The 15,446-nt window shown below is 68.9% G+C and carries 12 protein-coding genes; 8 read left to right on the top strand and 4 right to left on the bottom strand.

The window, feature by feature from the left end; translation table 11 throughout:
* Positions 1 to 1,057 (top strand): MFS transporter (locus VKV26_11460; protein ID HLZ70507.1); only part of this gene is annotated, 1,057 nt, incomplete at its 5' end.
* Positions 1,058 to 1,196: 139 nt separating this feature from the next.
* Positions 1,197 to 1,814 carry a NifU family protein gene (locus VKV26_11455; protein ID HLZ70506.1) on the top strand — a complete coding sequence of 206 codons (618 nt, stop codon included), beginning with the start codon at positions 1,197 to 1,199 and terminating at the stop codon, positions 1,812 to 1,814.
* 10 nt (positions 1,815 to 1,824) lie between these two features.
* On the opposite strand, the gene VKV26_11450 is transcribed toward VKV26_11455, so the two are convergent.
* The 4 genes from VKV26_11450 to rimI form a co-directional block, all read right to left on the bottom strand.
* A complete protein-coding gene (locus tag VKV26_11450; protein ID HLZ70505.1) occupies positions 1,825 to 2,862 on the bottom strand; it encodes a hypothetical protein in 1,038 nt (345 codons plus the stop codon).
* A complete protein-coding gene (locus tag VKV26_11445; GenBank protein ID HLZ70504.1) occupies positions 2,859 to 4,127 on the bottom strand; it encodes an ATP-grasp domain-containing protein in 1,269 nt (422 codons plus the stop codon). Before VKV26_11445 ends, VKV26_11450 begins: the two co-directional genes overlap by 4 nt.
* 241 nt (positions 4,128 to 4,368) lie before the next feature.
* Entirely contained in the window at positions 4,369 to 5,154 is a 786-nt protein-coding gene (locus VKV26_11440; GenBank protein HLZ70503.1) for a class I SAM-dependent methyltransferase, read from the bottom strand.
* 113 nt (positions 5,155 to 5,267) lie between these two features.
* On the bottom strand, positions 5,268 to 5,927 hold the full coding sequence (rimI, locus tag VKV26_11435; protein ID HLZ70502.1) for a ribosomal protein S18-alanine N-acetyltransferase: 660 nt from the start codon (positions 5,925 to 5,927) through the stop codon (positions 5,268 to 5,270).
* A gap of 269 nt (positions 5,928 to 6,196) precedes the next feature.
* Here rimI and VKV26_11430 point away from each other — a divergent pair, with 269 nt between their 5' ends.
* The 6 genes from VKV26_11430 to VKV26_11405 all read left to right on the top strand — a co-directional run bounded on the left by VKV26_11430 (position 6,197) and on the right by VKV26_11405 (position 15,444).
* Positions 6,197 to 8,032, top strand: a complete 1,836-nt coding sequence (locus tag VKV26_11430) for an ABC transporter ATP-binding protein (protein HLZ70501.1) — start codon at positions 6,197 to 6,199, stop codon at positions 8,030 to 8,032.
* A 27-nt stretch (positions 8,033 to 8,059) separates the two neighbouring features.
* The gene (locus tag VKV26_11425) at positions 8,060 to 9,934 is read left to right on the top strand and encodes an ABC transporter ATP-binding protein (GenBank protein HLZ70500.1); all 1,875 of its coding nucleotides are present in this window, start codon (positions 8,060 to 8,062) and stop codon (positions 9,932 to 9,934) included.
* A gap of 397 nt (positions 9,935 to 10,331) precedes the next feature.
* Positions 10,332 to 11,222, top strand: a complete 891-nt coding sequence (locus tag VKV26_11420) for a hypothetical protein (protein ID HLZ70499.1) — start codon at positions 10,332 to 10,334, stop codon at positions 11,220 to 11,222.
* Between the two features lie 356 nt (positions 11,223 to 11,578).
* Positions 11,579 to 12,562: a hypothetical protein gene (locus tag VKV26_11415; protein ID HLZ70498.1), complete on the top strand. Its 984-nt coding sequence runs from the start codon at positions 11,579 to 11,581 to the stop codon at positions 12,560 to 12,562.
* Between the two features lie 125 nt (positions 12,563 to 12,687).
* Positions 12,688 to 12,921: a helix-turn-helix domain-containing protein gene (locus VKV26_11410; GenBank protein ID HLZ70497.1), complete on the top strand. Its 234-nt coding sequence runs from the start codon at positions 12,688 to 12,690 to the stop codon at positions 12,919 to 12,921.
* Between the two features lie 102 nt (positions 12,922 to 13,023).
* On the top strand, positions 13,024 to 15,444 hold the full coding sequence (locus tag VKV26_11405; protein ID HLZ70496.1) for an AAA family ATPase: 2,421 nt from the start codon (positions 13,024 to 13,026) through the stop codon (positions 15,442 to 15,444).
* Positions 15,445 to 15,446: the final 2 nt, after the last annotated feature.

The raw sequence follows: 15,446 nt of genomic DNA, 5'->3' as shown, positions 1-15,446 counted from the left end.
CGGGCCGGTGCTCGGCGGCTACCTGGTCGAGTACACGAGCTGGCGCTGGATCTTCTACATCAACCTGCCGGTGGGCATCGTCGGCTTCCTGCTGGCGCTGCGGGTGCTGCGCGAGCACAAGGAGCCGTACGCGCAGGGCCGTTTCGATGTGCTCGGCCTGGTCACCGGCGGCGCCGGTGCGGCGCTGATCCTCTACGCGCTGTCGGAGGCGGCGACGAAGTCCTGGGGGTCGGCCGATGTGGCCGGCCCCGGCATCGGCGGTCTGTTGATCCTGCTGGTCTTCGCGCTGATCGAGCTGCGCGTCTCGCCGCCGATCCTCGATTTGCGCCTGTTCAAGCAGCGACTGTTCGCCCTGGGCACGCTGATCACCGTCTGGTCGTTCGCATCGTACGCGGGCTTCATCTTCTCGCTCACCCTCTTCTTGCAAGAGTTGCAGGGGCACTCGCCGCTGGAGGCCGGCCTGATCCAGGCGCCGAGCGCCGCGGGCACCGGTGTCGCGCTGCTGCTTGCCGGCCGCTACTACACCCGCATCGGGCCGCGCAAGATGCTGGTCGGCGGCTTCTTCTTCGCCGCGGTCACGCTGCTGCCCTTCGCCTTCGTGGTGAAGGCCACGATCCCGCTGCTCATCATCATTCCGCTCATCTTCCGCGGGCTGACGACGCCGTTTGCGATGACGGCGGCGCAGACGATCGTGTACGGCCCGCTGGACAACTCGAAGCAGGGGCCGGCCTCCTCGATTTACAACACGATGCGCCAGGTCGCCGCCTCGTTCGGCGTGGCGCTGATCGCGACCGTGGAGATCAACCGCTTCAACAGCCACCTCGCCGGCGCGGTTGCGGCGGCGCACGCGGTCAGCGCGACGCCGGCGATGGTCGAGCAGGCGCGGGTGATGGGCTACCACGATGCTTTCGTCCTCTCCGGCGTGCTGCTGCTGGTTTCCGCCGCGCTCTCGCTGCTGGTGAACGACCGCACGGCTCGCGAGGCGATGATGCGCCGCGTGCGCGTGCCCGCTCGCGCGGAAGCCGCCTCCGAGCGCGTGGCCGCGACGGGAGACTGAACCGGCGGCTCTGCTGCCGTCCGCGCGCCGGCCACGCATCCCTCCGGCGGCGCGGCAGCGGCTGCGCGCTGGCGGGCGATGGGCGTAGAATGAACGGGCAGCGCACTTTGACACGAAGTGCGCCGCGGGAGAGCAGCAGATGACTTCCGAAACGGCCACGCCACAGCAGCCGGCGATCAGCTTCACCGAGAGCGCCACGGCCAAACTGAACGAGGTGATCGCGGGCTATCCGCGGCCTGTCGCCGGGCTGCGCCTGCAGATCGTCGGCCGCGGGCCGGAGGGGCTGGAGCACGTGCTCAGCATCGTCGAGCGCGGCGCCGAGCCGGCGGACGATGCGCAGGTGACGGTCGCGGGGCTGAATGCGCCGGTGTACGTCGAGGGGCGCAACCTGCCGTACCTGGGCATCGTGACCGTCAACTACCGCAACAAAGGCCCGAACATCAGCGGCCTCGAGTTCGAGAACCCGAGTCCCGTCTGGCTGGACCCGCTGGCGCTGCGCGTGCAGCAGGTGTTCGACACGCAGATCAACCCGGCGATCGCGGCGCACGGCGGCTTCGTGCAACTGCTGGATGTGAACGACGGCGTCGCCTACGTGCAGCTCGGCGGCGGCTGCCAGGGCTGCGGCATGGCCGACGTGACGCTGAAGCAGGGGATCGCCGTGGCCGTGAAAGAGGCGGTGCCGGAGATTCGCGAGGTCGTGGACAGCACGGACCACGCCAGCGGCACCAACCCCTACTTCAAGCCGGCAAAGAAGTAGCCGCGGCCCTTCAGCCTGCCGTCCGCGCCGCCTCGGCATGAACGCGCAGCAACTGCGGAATCGTCTCTGCAGGCCGGCGGCCCATGCCGCACTCCGTAGCGATGCCGAAGCGCGGTGCGACGCGCGCCGCCGTGGCCATGCGGCGCCGCGTGCCGGCCGCGCCGTCCGTCAGGTGCACCAGCCCCAGGTAGAGCTCCGTCTCCGGGTGCAGCTTCAGGTCGCGCAGCGGCGCGAAGTAGCCCTCGTCGTCGCGGCCGCGGGGTACGGGCAGGTGCACCCACTGGATCGGCCGTGCCACACCGGCGCTCACGGCGTTGGCGACGGCGACGAGCTTGCCGGCATCGGCCGGCTCGACGAAATGCTTGTGCCTGGCGTCGCCGTAGCAGAGGTGGTAGCCCAGCTCCACTCCCGCCGGCACGGCGTTGCCCAGCCGCACGAGGCGTTCGACGATCTGCGGCTCAAGGTCGGTCAGATGCGAAGGCAGCACGCCTTCCAGGACGCCGAACTCGATCGCCGTGTCCCACTGCACGGCCAGGTCGGCGGCGGGAATGGCCGCCGTGAGCCGCTGCAGATCGGCAAGCAGCGCCGCCTCGTAGCGCGGCTCGACGATGGCGCGGTCGGCAGGCGCCAGGAAGGCGCTGACCGGCGCCAGCGGTGTGGGCAAACTCACCTGGAAGCGGACGCCGGCCGGGATCGCGCCCTCACGCCGCAGCCGCACGAACTGCTCGTAGGACGCGCCCGCCGCCGCGGCGTAGCCCAGCGCAGCGAAGCCGATCGCGTCCGCCGCGACGCCGGGACGGAGTTTCACCCGCAGACCCGTGCCGTAGCGGGCGGGATCGGGCGGCAGCGCCTCGAAGGCAGGATTCTCGGCGAACAGCGGGAACTGCCACATGATCCAGTTAGCCCGGACGCCGGTTTCGCCGTCCGGCACGCGCCTCAGCAGCCCGCCGAGCAGCTCACCGGTCGTGCGGAAGACCTCCTCCGCGCTGCCGAGCGGCACGCTGCCCACAAGCAGCACCGGATGCTCGGCGACACCTTTGCTCGTCATGTTCGGCCTCCGCTGCGTTCCTTCGCGCCGGCCGGCTCGATCGTGAAGCGCAGCGCCGCGTGCGCCCGGCGTAGCGCCCCTTCGACCTGCGCCGGCTCCTCACCCTTGGCAAAGATGAAGCCAAGATACTCGCTGCCCTCCGGCAGCGGCACGACCTCCTGCCCACGATGGATCGAGATCGTGACGGAGACGATGCCCGGAACGGCCTCCGCCTTCTCGATACCCGCCACCTCGCGCAGCACGCCCGGCGCCGGGATGGGAATCATCATCACGCCCGAGGCGCTGCCCTCGCGCTCAAACGAGGGGATCGCGGCGCCGGTGGCATGGCGCAGGATCAGCTCCTCCAGCGACATGCCGGTGCCGAAGCTGAGCGTGCGCGAGCAAAGCCCGCCGATCGAGCGCGCGGCGATGTCCACCGGCCAGGCGCCCAGCTCGTTGAGCCGCAGCTCGGCGTGCAGCGGTCCGTCGCGCAGGCCGAGGGCGCGGGCGGCGCGCTCAGCGGTCGCGGCGATCTGCGCCTGCGTCTCGGCGGGCAGGCGCGAGGGCGTGACGTAGATCGTCTCCTCGAAGAAGGGGCCGACCAGCGGGTCGGGTTTGTCGAACAATGCCAGCACGTGCAGGCGGCCGTCCGTGAGCAGCCCCTCCAGCGCCACTTCTTCGCCGGGGATGTAGCCTTCGACGAGCGCCTGCCGGGCAGCGGGGCCGCACTCCGCGGCGACGTCGGGCTGGGCCAGCAGCGCCTTTAAGCGCGCGAAGGCCGCCACGAACTGCGCGGCGTTGTCGGCGCGCATCACGCCGCGGCTGCCGGAGAGCGCCAGCGGCTTGAGCACACAGGGATAGAACAGATCGCCGGCGATCTGTTGCGGATCGGCGTCTATGTCGACCAGACGGTACGGCGGTGACAGCACGCCGCTTGCCGCCAGCCGCTCACGCAGCAGGTGCTTGTCGCGCGTCGCCTGCACGGCGGCAACCGGGTTGTGCGGCAGCCCCAGCCACTCGGAGGCGAGCGCCGCGACCAGCGTGCCGCCGTCGTCCACGGGCAGGATCGTGTCGAGCGGATAGCGGTGGGCGAAGTCGGCGATCTGCTCGGCGCCGTGCTCCGGGTGTGCCATGTCCACGGCCAGCGCGCGGCCGGGCATGATCTCTTCCAGCGCCTGGCGCTGGTCCGAGCCGACCACCACCTGCACGTCGAGCTTGCCCGCCGCCTCCATGAAGTCCGGGGCGCGGTAGGTGGCGCTGGGAATGAGCAGGAGCACACGCGGCATCGTCGGCCCTCACCCCTTCCCCTCTCCCAATTCTGGGCGAGGGGCGATCCAGCCTGGAGCGTTCCAATCGGCTTACGGTTAACCCGACGCCCTCCGGATGGCTCGGTCCCGGATCGCCCCTTTCCCTCATCCCAGATCGCGCTCCGCGCGATGTCAAAGATTGAGAGAAAAGGGGCCGGGGGATAGAGGGCCGAAAGCCCGCGCACCCCGATCAGTGTAGCCCGTTTGCACCGACCTGAAATCAGGGCGCCGCGCCCCAGGCGAGCACGGCTTCCACCGGCAGAAGCAGCCGCGTGCCGTCACGAAACTGCTCGACCCACTCGTGCAGCTCGGCGCGCAGGCCGGCCTGCGTCTGCGCCGGCTGCGCACGGTAGAGCCGCGTGCCCGGCATGCGCCCGGCCAACACGTCGGCCCAGAGATCGTCGAAGTCCAGCCGGCGCAATTCCCGCGTGAGCACCACGGTTTCGACGCGCTCGAAGCCGGCCTGCCGCAGCCAGGTCCGCGCCACGTCGGGGGCAACGGCCTCGAAGCCCTCCTCACGTCCGCTCGCCAGGCCATGTCGCGCCAGCGCCGCCAGCAGCAGCCCCCAGCCGGGCGAACGTTCGGCCGCACCGGTCACGAGCACGCCCACGCGTCCGCCGGCGACCAGCACGCGGCGCAGCTCGGCCAGCACCGGGCCGGCGTCGGCGGCGCTGCCGAAGCCGAAGCTGCAGGTCGCCGCGTCGAAGCCGCCCGCGCGCAGCGGCAGGCGGTACATCGTGCCCTGCACGAAGCGCACGTTGCCGAGGCTGTGCCGGCGCGCCAGCCGTGCGCCCGCGGCCAGCATTTGGATCGAGCGGTCAAGGCCGACGATGCGGCCGAACGGCCCGGCCAGCGGCGAGAGTTGCGCTACGAGTGCGCCGGGGCCGCAGGCCACGTCGAGCAGGCGGTCGCCGGGCGAGACCCAGAGCTGCTCGATCAGCGGTTCGAGGAACTGAACCGTGAGCGGCAGCCAGCGGCGGGCGTACCAGGCGGCGTCTTCGGGCATGTGTGTCCCAGATGGCCGCGTACGCAGCCATGTTACAGATGGCTTCAAAACCGGCTTGAATTGCCGCTTGCGGGTGCGCGACCGCACTTGCACGCCGGTCTTGAAACCATGTCTCAGGAGGGCAGCAGCAGATCGGCCGCGCCCCAGCGCTCGGCGTGCGCGGCGCGCAGCCGCGCGAAGTGTTCGCGGTACTCGGGCGTACGGATCGGCGGCGTGGTCATGATCAGCGCGTCTTCGTTGTTGTCGGTGTAGTAGCGCCGCCGCACGCCGACGCGCTCGAAGCCATAACGCTCATACAATGCCTGGGCGCCGATGTTGCTGACGCGGCACTCCAGGGTCAGCACCGCTTGCTGGCGGCGCAGCGCCAGGTCGACGGCGGTGATCACCAGCAGCTCGCCGATGCCCTGGCGGCGCAACGCCTCGCGCACCGCGACGGTGACGACGTGGCACTCCTCCAGCATGAACCAGAGGCCGAGGAAGCCGACCAACTGCTCGCCCGCCGCGGCGACGTCAGGCTCCTTGCGCAGCATACGGCGCAGGCCGCGCACCGCCCCGCCGAGACCGCCGCTCGCCGGTGTCGCGGCGGTGAGCGCCGCGCCCGGCGCCGGCCGGCTGACCACGAGGTAGCGGGCCATGGAGTTCTGTTGCAGCTCGCGCTTGTAGGCCGTTTGCGGCCACATCGTGGGGAACGATTCGCGCTCGATCTCCGTGACCTGCGGGATATCGGCGATCGTCATCGGACGGACCAGGTACGGAGATGCGACCGCGGCCATCAGCACGCCTCCGCGCGGCGCCGGCGCTGCGTCCTCAGTGTAGCAGGAAGGGCGAAGGGCGCAGGGCGTAGGGGGAGGAAGGCGAGGCGCGTTGCCGGATTTGGTAGCGCAGCGATCACACTGTCGGCGGGCCGCGACACCCTGCCCGCCGGCAGCCCCTGCGCCCTGCGGCCTACGCCCTTAAACCTTCGCCCTTGATTGCCATCTCCTTACGTGAACGTTAGCATGGGGAAGACTCCCAAACAGCGCCAGTGTTGACGAGGCGTTTCATGCCGGTTCTCGTGCGTCTGCTCGGTTTCATGCGCCCCTACAAGGTGCGGACCACGGTGGTGCTGATCAGCACGTTGCTCACCGGCCTCTTCGTGCTGATGACGCCCTCGATCCTCGGCTGGGCGATCGACAATACCAACCTGGCGCCGGGCAAGCCGCTGGACAAGCTCGCCCTGGTGCTTGCGGGCGCCGCCATCCTCGTCTCCTCGCTGCTGCGCGGCATCTTCTACTACCTGCAGCAGTACCAGGGCGAAACGCTCTCCCAGCAGGTCGCCTTCGACCTGCGCAACCAGATTTATGACCGCCTGCAGCGGCTGAGCTACGCCTACCACGACAAGGCGCAGATCGGTCAGATTATGTCGCGCGCCACCCAGGATGTGGAGGGCGTGCGCTTCTACATCAACATGGGCGTGATCCGCCTGGCGTATACCATCATCCTCCTCCTTGCCGCCCTGGTGCTGATGCTGATCTCCAACTGGCGGCTGGCGCTCGTCTCCTGGCTGGTGCTGCCGCTGATCGCCACGCGTTCGTTCTACGTCTCCAACAAGATGCGGCCGATGTGGCTGCACGTGCAGGACGGCATGGGCCGCCTCGGCACCGTCTTGCAGGAGAACCTCTCCGGCGTGCGCGTGGTCAAGTCCTTCAGCCGCGAGGAGTTCGAGAGCCAGAAGTTCGAGCGCGAGGCCGACGACCTCTTCGTCTGGTCCTTCGCCACCAACCGCATCCAGGCGTTCAACCAGCCGCTGCTGATCGGTCTCGGCTCGCTTGCCATCGTGATCGCGATGTGGTACGGCGGCCACCTGGTGATCGACCGTTCGCTTACCATCGGCCAGATCACCGAATTTCTCGTCTATCTCACCATCCTGCAGATGCCGGTGCGCTCGCTCGGCTTCATGATCACGATCATCGCCCGCGCCCAGTCGGCCGGTGAACGCATCTTCGAGATCATCGACGCCGAGTCGGCGGTGAAGGAGAAGCCGAACGCCTACGAGCTGAAGGACGCGCAAGGCCACGTCAGCTTCGAGCACGTCAGCTTCGGCTACGACAGCATCAGCGCCGTGCTCAAGGACGTGAACATCGACGCGCCGCCGGGCGACGTGATCGCCCTGCTCGGACCCACGGGCAGCGGCAAGTCCACCGTCGTCAACCTGATGCCGCGCTTCTACGACGTGACCGGCGGCGCGATCACGATCGACGGCCACGACATCCGCGACGTGACCCTCGCTTCGCTGCGGCAGACGATCGGCATCGTGCAGCAGGACGTCTTCCTGTTCATGGACACGATCCGCGAGAACATCCGCTACGGCCGGCTCGATGCCACCGACGAAGAGGTCGAGGCGGCGGCGAAAACGGCGCGCATCCACGACTTCATCCTCACCTTGCCCGACGGCTACGAAACCTGGGTGGGCGAGCGCGGCGTCACCCTCTCCGGCGGGCAGAAGCAGCGCATCTCGATCGCGCGCACGCTGTTGATGGATCCGCGCATCCTCGTCTTCGATGACTCGACCAGCAGCGTGGACATGGAGACGGAGTACCTGATCCAGCAGGCGCTGGCCGAGCTGATGAAGGGCCGCACCAACTTCGTGATTGCGCAACGGCTGCGCACGGTGCGGCGTGCCGACCAGATCCTGGTGCTGCGCCGCGGCCAGATCGTGGAGCGCGGGCGTCACCAAGAGCTGCTGGCACAGAACGGCCTCTACCGCCAGATCTACGATTTGGAGCTGCGGGCCCAGGAAGAGGCGTTCGAACGCAGCACCGCGGCGACGGCCAACGGCAGCCACCAGACGGATGGGCACGACGAGTTCGACGAACGCGCCGCGGCGGCGGTGGACTGAACCCGCGCCAGCAGACGGGAGCGACCAATGGGATTCATGGGCGGCGGCGGCGCCGCGGGCGGCTGGAGCCAGAGCCTGACCTCGGGCAACCACGGCTTCCGCCGCGGCATGGACGGCTGGAACGACGACGAGCTGGGCAAGCTCTACGACGCGAAGGTCGTGGGCCGGCTGGGCAAGTACATCAAGCCCTATAAGTGGCGCATGACGCTCTCGATCATCGGCGTGCTCGGCTTCGCGCTCACCTCCTACGCGCAGCCGCTGCTGATCGGCCTGGCGATCGACGCGGTGCGCAAGGGCGACGGGGCGCGGCTGGACTTTCTCGGCGCCACGATGCTGGTGTTCGCTTTCCTGAGCTGGGGCTTCCAGTACATGCAGCTCGACAGCAGCGGCATTATTGGCCACAACGTGCTGCGCCGGTTGCGCATCGAGATGTTCGACCACCTGCAGACGCTCTCGCTCAGCTTCTACGACCGGCACGAGGTTGGCCGCGTGATGTCGCGCATCACCAGCGACGTGACCTCGCTGCAGGAGCTCATGACCTCCGGCATCCTCACCGTGCTGGGCAACGTGGCCGGCCTCTTCGTGGTGATCTTCGCGCTGCTGAAGCTGGACTTCACACTGGCGCTGATCACCTTCGCCGCCGTGCCGGTGCTGATCCTGGTCATGGCCTACTGGTCCAGGCGGGCGCGCAGCGCCTTCATCCAGGTGCGGCAGGCGATCGCCGTCGTCAACTCCACGATCAACGAGAACGTCTCCGGTGTGCGCGTGATCCAGTCGCTCTCGCGCGAGGACGAGAACAACCGACGCTTCGGCCAGATCAACCGCGCGAACCTTTCCGCCAACGTCGAGGCCGGGCGGCTCTCCGCCGTGGTGCTGCCGATCGTGGAGCTGGTGGTCGCCGCCGCCACGGCGCTGGCGCTGATCGTCGGCGGCATCCGCGTGCACGACAGCACGCTGCAGATCGGCACGCTCGTTGCCTTTGTGCTCTACATCCAGCGCTTCTTCGACCCGATCCGCGACATGGTTTTGCAATACACGCAGATCCAGCGGGCGATGGCCGGCGGCGAGCGCATCTTCGAGGTGCTCGACACGAAGGCCGAGATCGTCGATGCGCCGGACGCGGTCGAGCTTGGGCAGATCGAGGGCCGCGTTGACTTCGACCACGTCACCTTCGAGTACGTGCCGGGCGTGCCGGTGCTGAAGGACATCGACCTGCACGTGGAGCCGGGCGAGACGATCGCCTTCGTCGGCCAGACGGGCGCCGGCAAGAGCACGATGACCTCGCTGATCAGCCGCCTCTACGAAGTGACTGAAGGCACGATCCGCATCGACGGCCACGACCTGCGCACGATCAAGCGCAAGTCCTTGACGCGGCAGATGGGCGTGGTGCTGCAGGAGCCGTTCCTCTTCTCCGGCACGGTGAAGGACAACATCATCTACGGCCGCCTGGACGCCACGCAGGCGGAGATCGAGGCGGCGGCGGAGGCCGTGGGTGCACACGAGTTCATCGTGCGGCTGGAGAACGGCTACGATACGGTCTTGCAGGAGCGCGGTTCGAACCTCTCGGTGGGCCAGCGGCAGTTGCTCAGCTTCGCCCGCGCCGTGCTGGCCGACCCGCGCATCCTGGTGCTGGACGAGGCCACGGCCAATGTGGACACACAAACCGAGGTGATCATCCAGAAGGCGCTGAGCACGCTGCTCAAGCACCGCACCAGTTTCGTGATCGCCCACCGCCTCTCCACGATCCGCGACGCCGACCGCGTGGTCGTGCTGGACCGGGGCGAGATCGCGGAGATCGGCAACCACGAGCAGTTGCTGGCGAGCGGCGGCATCTACGCCCGCCTCTACAACATGGCCTACCGCGAGTCCGGCGAGGCCGAGCCGGTCAGCATCGGCGACTGAGGCCGCGAGCGGGTTCGCCAAGAATCGCAAAGAGTCACCGCTATCTGGGGCATTTCGCAGGCTCTGCCGGTGCCAGGGGCCGATTCGAACAGCCGATGCTGCGGTTCTCAATCGCCACGCGGCCGTGTTAGCCGGTGCTCTCTGGTGTCGGTTGGTGCCGTTTCCCGCGTGAATCGAGGGCCATTCGGCCGCTCCATGCTGTTCAGTGGGGCGCCGTGTCGCGCAGTTCGGCGCCAAAATGGCACCAGCGATGGAATGCCGAGAGCAGACCGGACGGGGTATCCGCATGGCGCTGAAGGCCAGTACGCTCACGACACTGAACAAGCTTGCTGCTGCATTGGCCGCGAAACCTGCGCCGCCAGAGGCAGGCTTGCGTTGCTGAGCATCCACGTCGCGGATGTTCGACCCGATCGCCGACTCAGACGAGCCCGAGCTGCAAGGACTCAGCCTTGTCAACGAGGAGGCAGAGCAATTCTTCGAAATCCTGACCTGGCTCGAAGACGAGCCCGAATCGGAACACCTCACACGCAACGCGATTGACACGGCGCTCTGGGAGCTGGTGATTGACCTCTCAGTTCGCTGGCGCACCTACCGGGATCTTGGGCGCCGGCGTCGGCGTGTCGACGCCTTCTTGAAGGCAGTCGCGCTTTCGCACACGGCCTATCAGGCCATGTTCCTCGTCGAGGAGCTCACGCTGGATGGCGCAGCGCTCGCCATCGGCCAAGTACGCTTCGTTCGTCTGGGTGACGATGAGGCCGCAGAGTGGGGAGCGCCAGCGGCGTTCAACGGCCGCGCCGTGGCCTTCGTGCCCGTAACCGCCGGGTCCAATACCAAGGCCGCAGAGCGGGCAGAGGATGCGCTACTCACGGCGCCTAACATCTTGCGCCTTGCCGCATCCACCTTTCCGCCAATCTCCGCCAATCTCGGCTCAGGAGCCTTCCTGCAACGCCGCGGCGTCACGTTCTCGGTGCGGAAGGTGAACCGGGAGGCGCCCGACGACTGGGTTCGCCACAAGAGCCGCTTCGAGCCCAGCGAGCTGGTGATGAGGGGAGAGGTCTACGAGCGCACGAGCGAGATATTCGGTCGCGTGCAGGCGCTCTTCCACGACGATTACCCGAGGGACCTGGCGAGACGGCTTGTGCGGGCAGCCGAGTGGATCGGCACGAGCCTCACGCGAGACAGCTTCGATGACCGGGCGGCGGCGATGACGCTGGACGTGTACGGCCATGTGCTGCCGGGCTTTCGGCGGGCCGTTGCCGATCGCCTTGACCGGCTCTTCGGCACGTGAGCGCCGTCAACGGGCGCGTTGGCGTCAGCGTTGGCGTCAAAACGCGCTGACAAGGCAAAATCCCCTCGGAAGCGCGGGGATTTAGGCGTGAATTTCGGTGCCAGGGGGCAGAATCGAACTGCCGACACTGCGATTTTCAGTTGGGTGCTGAGCGGCTACCGACGCCTATTCACGCCCAGAACCACGCTGAGAATGCTACCGCCGGCTACCGCCGGCTACCCGCGTTGCTGTCAGCGGTTGCTGTCAAAAGTGAACATATGGGTACGGCAACGCGCGAGATTCCGGCTGTCGCTGCGCCGGCAGAGGCGCAGGGCATCGCGTCTGCGTAGACTGGTGGGGATGAGGTGACGGCTGGTATGGAGCAGTCGGCGCCACCGTGGCAGCCGCATCCGGCAGATGCGCAGGCGTTCCGCACGCTGGCGGCCGTGCTCCGCCAGAGGGCCAAGACCGACCCGGAGGCGCGCGGCCAGGCGCAGGCGGCTGCCCTTGCCTCCTTCGCCCGCGAACTCGGCAGCTCCCTCTGTACGCCGTTCCGCGACGCAGTGAACGCCGTGCCCATCGAGTCCACCACGCCGGTGTACCTGACCGTCGGATGGTTTACGAACCTGGCCAGGCACTTCGGATTGCCGTACCCGCGTCTCTGGGGCGAACTGCTGACTGCCCTGCGTGTCCACGGCCCGGCATTTGCCGCCGCCGACGCCGCGCTGCTCGGCGGCCTGACCCGCACCATGCGCGAGGAACTGGGCGAGCGCGTGACGCTGCATCTGGCCGCAGCGGGGGGCGCGCCGTGGCGCTATACCGTGACGACGCCGGACAACGACCCCGGCACCATCCGGTTGTCGCTGCCTGGCGCGGAGTTGCCGCGCAGGCGGCGGCAGGCGGAGCTGACCGCGCAGATCGCACCCCTTTTCAAGCGGGCGTGGCGGCCGGCGAAGCGCGCCGGCCGCGCGGTAGAGGCCGCCGCTGGCTACCTCACGCAGACCCCAGTACCGGCGGGCGACGACGCGACAGCTCTGCTCGTGGTGGAGTTGGAGGCGGCGACGACTGCGCGTTTCACGCTGGACACGGCGCGGCGGCTGGAACGGGCGCGGGCCATGCTCGTGGACTGGCTGCTGGACCTGTTCGCTGCTCCGGCCCGACGCGGCGGAGGCCGCCGCCCCTCTTGGAAAGCCGCCGCCCACTGGTGGGCGCTGGCCGCCATCGCCGGGCTTTCGTCCGCCGACATCGCCGGCCTGGACAACGCCGCGCAGCATCCACTGGGCACCGCCGCCGACGACACCGACTACGAGCTGACCGACCGCATCGCGCGGACCCTGAGCCGCCTCCGCGCGCTGGTGTAGTCTCGCGTCGGGCCGGTTCAGGTGCATCGCCGCAAAAGTCGGCGCGAATTCTGTCCGTGCCCTGCCGGGCCATGCCCGGCATCCTGAGGCTACGGGATGTGACACGAGCCTGAGGAGCACCGCAGATGACCACCGCTGTGGCACCAGTGAACCGCCGGCACTCGGACCAGGCATTCGCGCCGCGCGCCTACCGTGCGTATCAGCTCCCCGACGTGCTGAACCTCAGCCGGGCGTACGTCACACGATTGATCGCCTCGGGCGACTTGCCGTCATTCACGGTCGGATCCGCACGGTTCGTCACCGCAGCAGCGATCGACGCGTGGATCGAGCGCCGGCAGCAGGCCGGCCAGGGCGCATAGGGCGCGCGAACGCCGGCCACAGCGGGCCGGCGTGAATCTTCACGCCCGGCTGCGCGACGGGCTGCCGACCATCGCGCGCAGCCGGGCGAACGGACCGCTTTCATGATCGCACAGAGAGCCGAACGCGCCAACCGGCCGGACCCGGCCATGATCCGCGAAACCCTCCGGCTCTTGTTCCAGCCGGGCGACGTAGCGGAGCTGCGTATCCTCAACACGCCGACCGCCCGGACCGTCAGCGGCTACTACGACGATCACGACCGGCTTGCACAAGACGCGGCCACGCTGCAACGGCGCTACGGCTGCTCCGTATATCTCACGCTGAACCCGCCGAAGCCGGAGTTGCTGTCGCGAGCGAACAATCGGGCGATCGAACGGGCAAAGAGCACGACGGCAGACAGCGACATCTCCCGGCGGCGTTGGCTGCTCGTGGACCTGGACCCACGCCGGCCTGCCGGGATCTCCGCCAGTGACGCTGAGCATGAGGCGGCGCGCGCCCGCGCCGCAGACATTCGTGACGCCTTGCGCGCCGAGGGTTGGCCCGACCCGGTGCTGGCCGACAGCGGCAACGGCGCCCACCTGCTCTACCGTATGGCCCTGGCGAACGACCCGGAGAGCACGGCCCTGCTGCGCGGCTGCCTGGAGGCGCTGGCCGTGCGCTTCGGCGATGCGGCCGTGGACGTGGACACGACCACGTTCAACGCCAGTCGAATCACGAAGTTTTACGGCACGCTGGCGGTGAAGGGCGACAGCACCGCCGAGCGGCCGCACCGGCTGGCGCGCCTGCTGGACGTGCCGGAGACGCTAACGCCGGTGCCGCGAGAGCTGCTCGCCGCCCTGGCCGCCCATGCGCCGGCGCCGGCGCTCATGCCCCGCTCCGGCGGCAGCTTCGACCTCGACCGCTGGATTGCCCATGCCGGCCTGATCGTGGCGCGCGAGGGGGAATGGCACGGCGGCTACCGCTGGGTGCTGCGCGAGTGCCCGTGGAACCCGGAGCACACGGACGGCTCGGCCTACATCGTGCGCTTCGCAAGCGGCGCCATCGCGGCCGGCTGCCACCACAACGGCTGCACCGGCAACGGCTGGCGCGAGCTGCGTGCGCGTTACGAACCAGACGGCGAGGCCGGCGCGGCGGCCGAACACGAGCGGACACTGGCAGCCACCGCACCGACCTCCACGCTGCCTGCGGACGCTTCAAGGCCCGCTCCCCCCCGCATCACCCGCGCGCCGGCCCTTATGGCGGCACAGTTCCCGCCGCAGCGGTGGGCCGTGCCGGAGATCCTGCCGGAAGGTGTGAACATCCTTGCCGGCCCACCGAAGAAGGGCAAGAGCTGGTTCGCCCTGGCACTCGCGGTTGGCGTCGCCGCTGGCGGCTACGTGCTCGGCACGGTGCCCGTTGCGGCCGGCGATGTGCTCTACCTGGCGCTCGAAGACGGTGAGCGCCGCCTGCAAGACCGCCTCGACCGGCTGCTGGACGGGGAGCCGGCGCCCGAGCGGCTGTACTTGGCAACAGAGTGGCGTCGCTTCGATGACGGCGGCCTCGATGACCTCGACGCCTATTTGCGCGAGCACCCGGAGACCAGGCTGATCGTGGTCGACACACTGAAGCGGGTGCGCCCCCGCGAACGGCACGGAGCCTCGGTGTACGGGCAGGACTACGACGCGCTGGCGCCGCTCACACGGCTGGGCCAGCGGTACTGCGTCGCCATCCTGGTGGTCCACCACACACGCAAGGCCGCTGCGGACGACCCGCTCGACATGGTGAACGGCTCCAACGGCCTCAACGGTGCGGCCGACGCCGTGCTGGTCTTGCGCCGGGGCAGCGGCAGCGTGGACGCGACCCTGACGATCGCGGGCCGCGACGTGGAAGAGCGCGAGCTGGCGCTGCGGTTCGATCCAGCGGATTGCAGTTGGACGCTGCTCGACCGCCTTGCCGAGCAGCAGAGCGAGACGCGCCGGGCGATCCTACGGGTACTGGAGGAGACGGACGCGCCGCTCACGCCCCAGGAAATCGCGGAACGGGCCGGCCTTGACCACAACGTGGCCAAGCAGCGCGCCTGGCAGATGGCACGGGACGGCCACCTGGTCAGGGCAGGGGGCGGACGGTACGCCCCTGCCCCGTCAGGCGATTACGACACCCCCCATAACCGCCGTAACCGCGTAACCGAGGCGCCCTTAGCAGGCGTGGATCGCTCCTCAGAGCCGGTTACGGACACGTCCGCGCGAGTGCGTGCCATAACCGCCGAGCGTAACCGGGCAGACGGTGCCGAGTTGCCGGCTTCAGGCGTGGATCACCCGCCACTTCCACCCTCCGGTTACGCGGTTACGGCGGTTATGGATAGCGTGCAGCACCGCGATGTGCTGAGCGATGACGCGCATGCAGCGGGTGATCAGCATGAGCCGCCCCCATCTGACTGCCCGCGTTGCGGCCCCGCTGGCGCAGCGGGGCCGCTGTGTCTGGCGTGCCTAGATCGGTACGGACGGCGCCGTACGGCCGATGCGCTAACAGAGGTGGCAGCGGCCTAGCG

This window comes from Dehalococcoidia bacterium (assembly GCA_035310145.1).
Lineage (GTDB): Bacteria > Chloroflexota > Dehalococcoidia > CAUJGQ01 > CAUJGQ01 > CALFMN01.
This window is presented reverse-complemented; position numbering and strand designations above follow the sequence as displayed.

What these genes read in the sequence shown, in the direction of transcription:
- VKV26_11455 (HLZ70506.1), top strand. Translation starts at nt 1,197, where the DNA reads ATGACTTCCGAAACGGCCACGCCACAGCAGCCGGCGATCAGCTTCACC.
- VKV26_11450 (HLZ70505.1), bottom strand. Translation starts at nt 2,862, where the DNA reads ATGACGAGCAAAGGTGTCGCCGAGCATCCGGTGCTGCTTGTGGGCAGC.
- VKV26_11445 (HLZ70504.1), bottom strand. Translation starts at nt 4,127, where the DNA reads ATGCCGCGTGTGCTCCTGCTCATTCCCAGCGCCACCTACCGCGCCCCG.
- VKV26_11440 (HLZ70503.1), bottom strand. Translation starts at nt 5,154, where the DNA reads ATGCCCGAAGACGCCGCCTGGTACGCCCGCCGCTGGCTGCCGCTCACG.
- rimI (HLZ70502.1), bottom strand. Translation starts at nt 5,927, where the DNA reads ATGGCCGCGGTCGCATCTCCGTACCTGGTCCGTCCGATGACGATCGCC.
- VKV26_11430 (HLZ70501.1), top strand. Translation starts at nt 6,197, where the DNA reads ATGCCGGTTCTCGTGCGTCTGCTCGGTTTCATGCGCCCCTACAAGGTG.
- VKV26_11425 (HLZ70500.1), top strand. Translation starts at nt 8,060, where the DNA reads ATGGGATTCATGGGCGGCGGCGGCGCCGCGGGCGGCTGGAGCCAGAGC.
- VKV26_11420 (HLZ70499.1), top strand. Translation starts at nt 10,332, where the DNA reads ATGTTCGACCCGATCGCCGACTCAGACGAGCCCGAGCTGCAAGGACTC.
- VKV26_11415 (HLZ70498.1), top strand. Translation starts at nt 11,579, where the DNA reads ATGGAGCAGTCGGCGCCACCGTGGCAGCCGCATCCGGCAGATGCGCAG.
- VKV26_11410 (HLZ70497.1), top strand. Translation starts at nt 12,688, where the DNA reads ATGACCACCGCTGTGGCACCAGTGAACCGCCGGCACTCGGACCAGGCA.
- VKV26_11405 (HLZ70496.1), top strand. Translation starts at nt 13,024, where the DNA reads ATGATCGCACAGAGAGCCGAACGCGCCAACCGGCCGGACCCGGCCATG.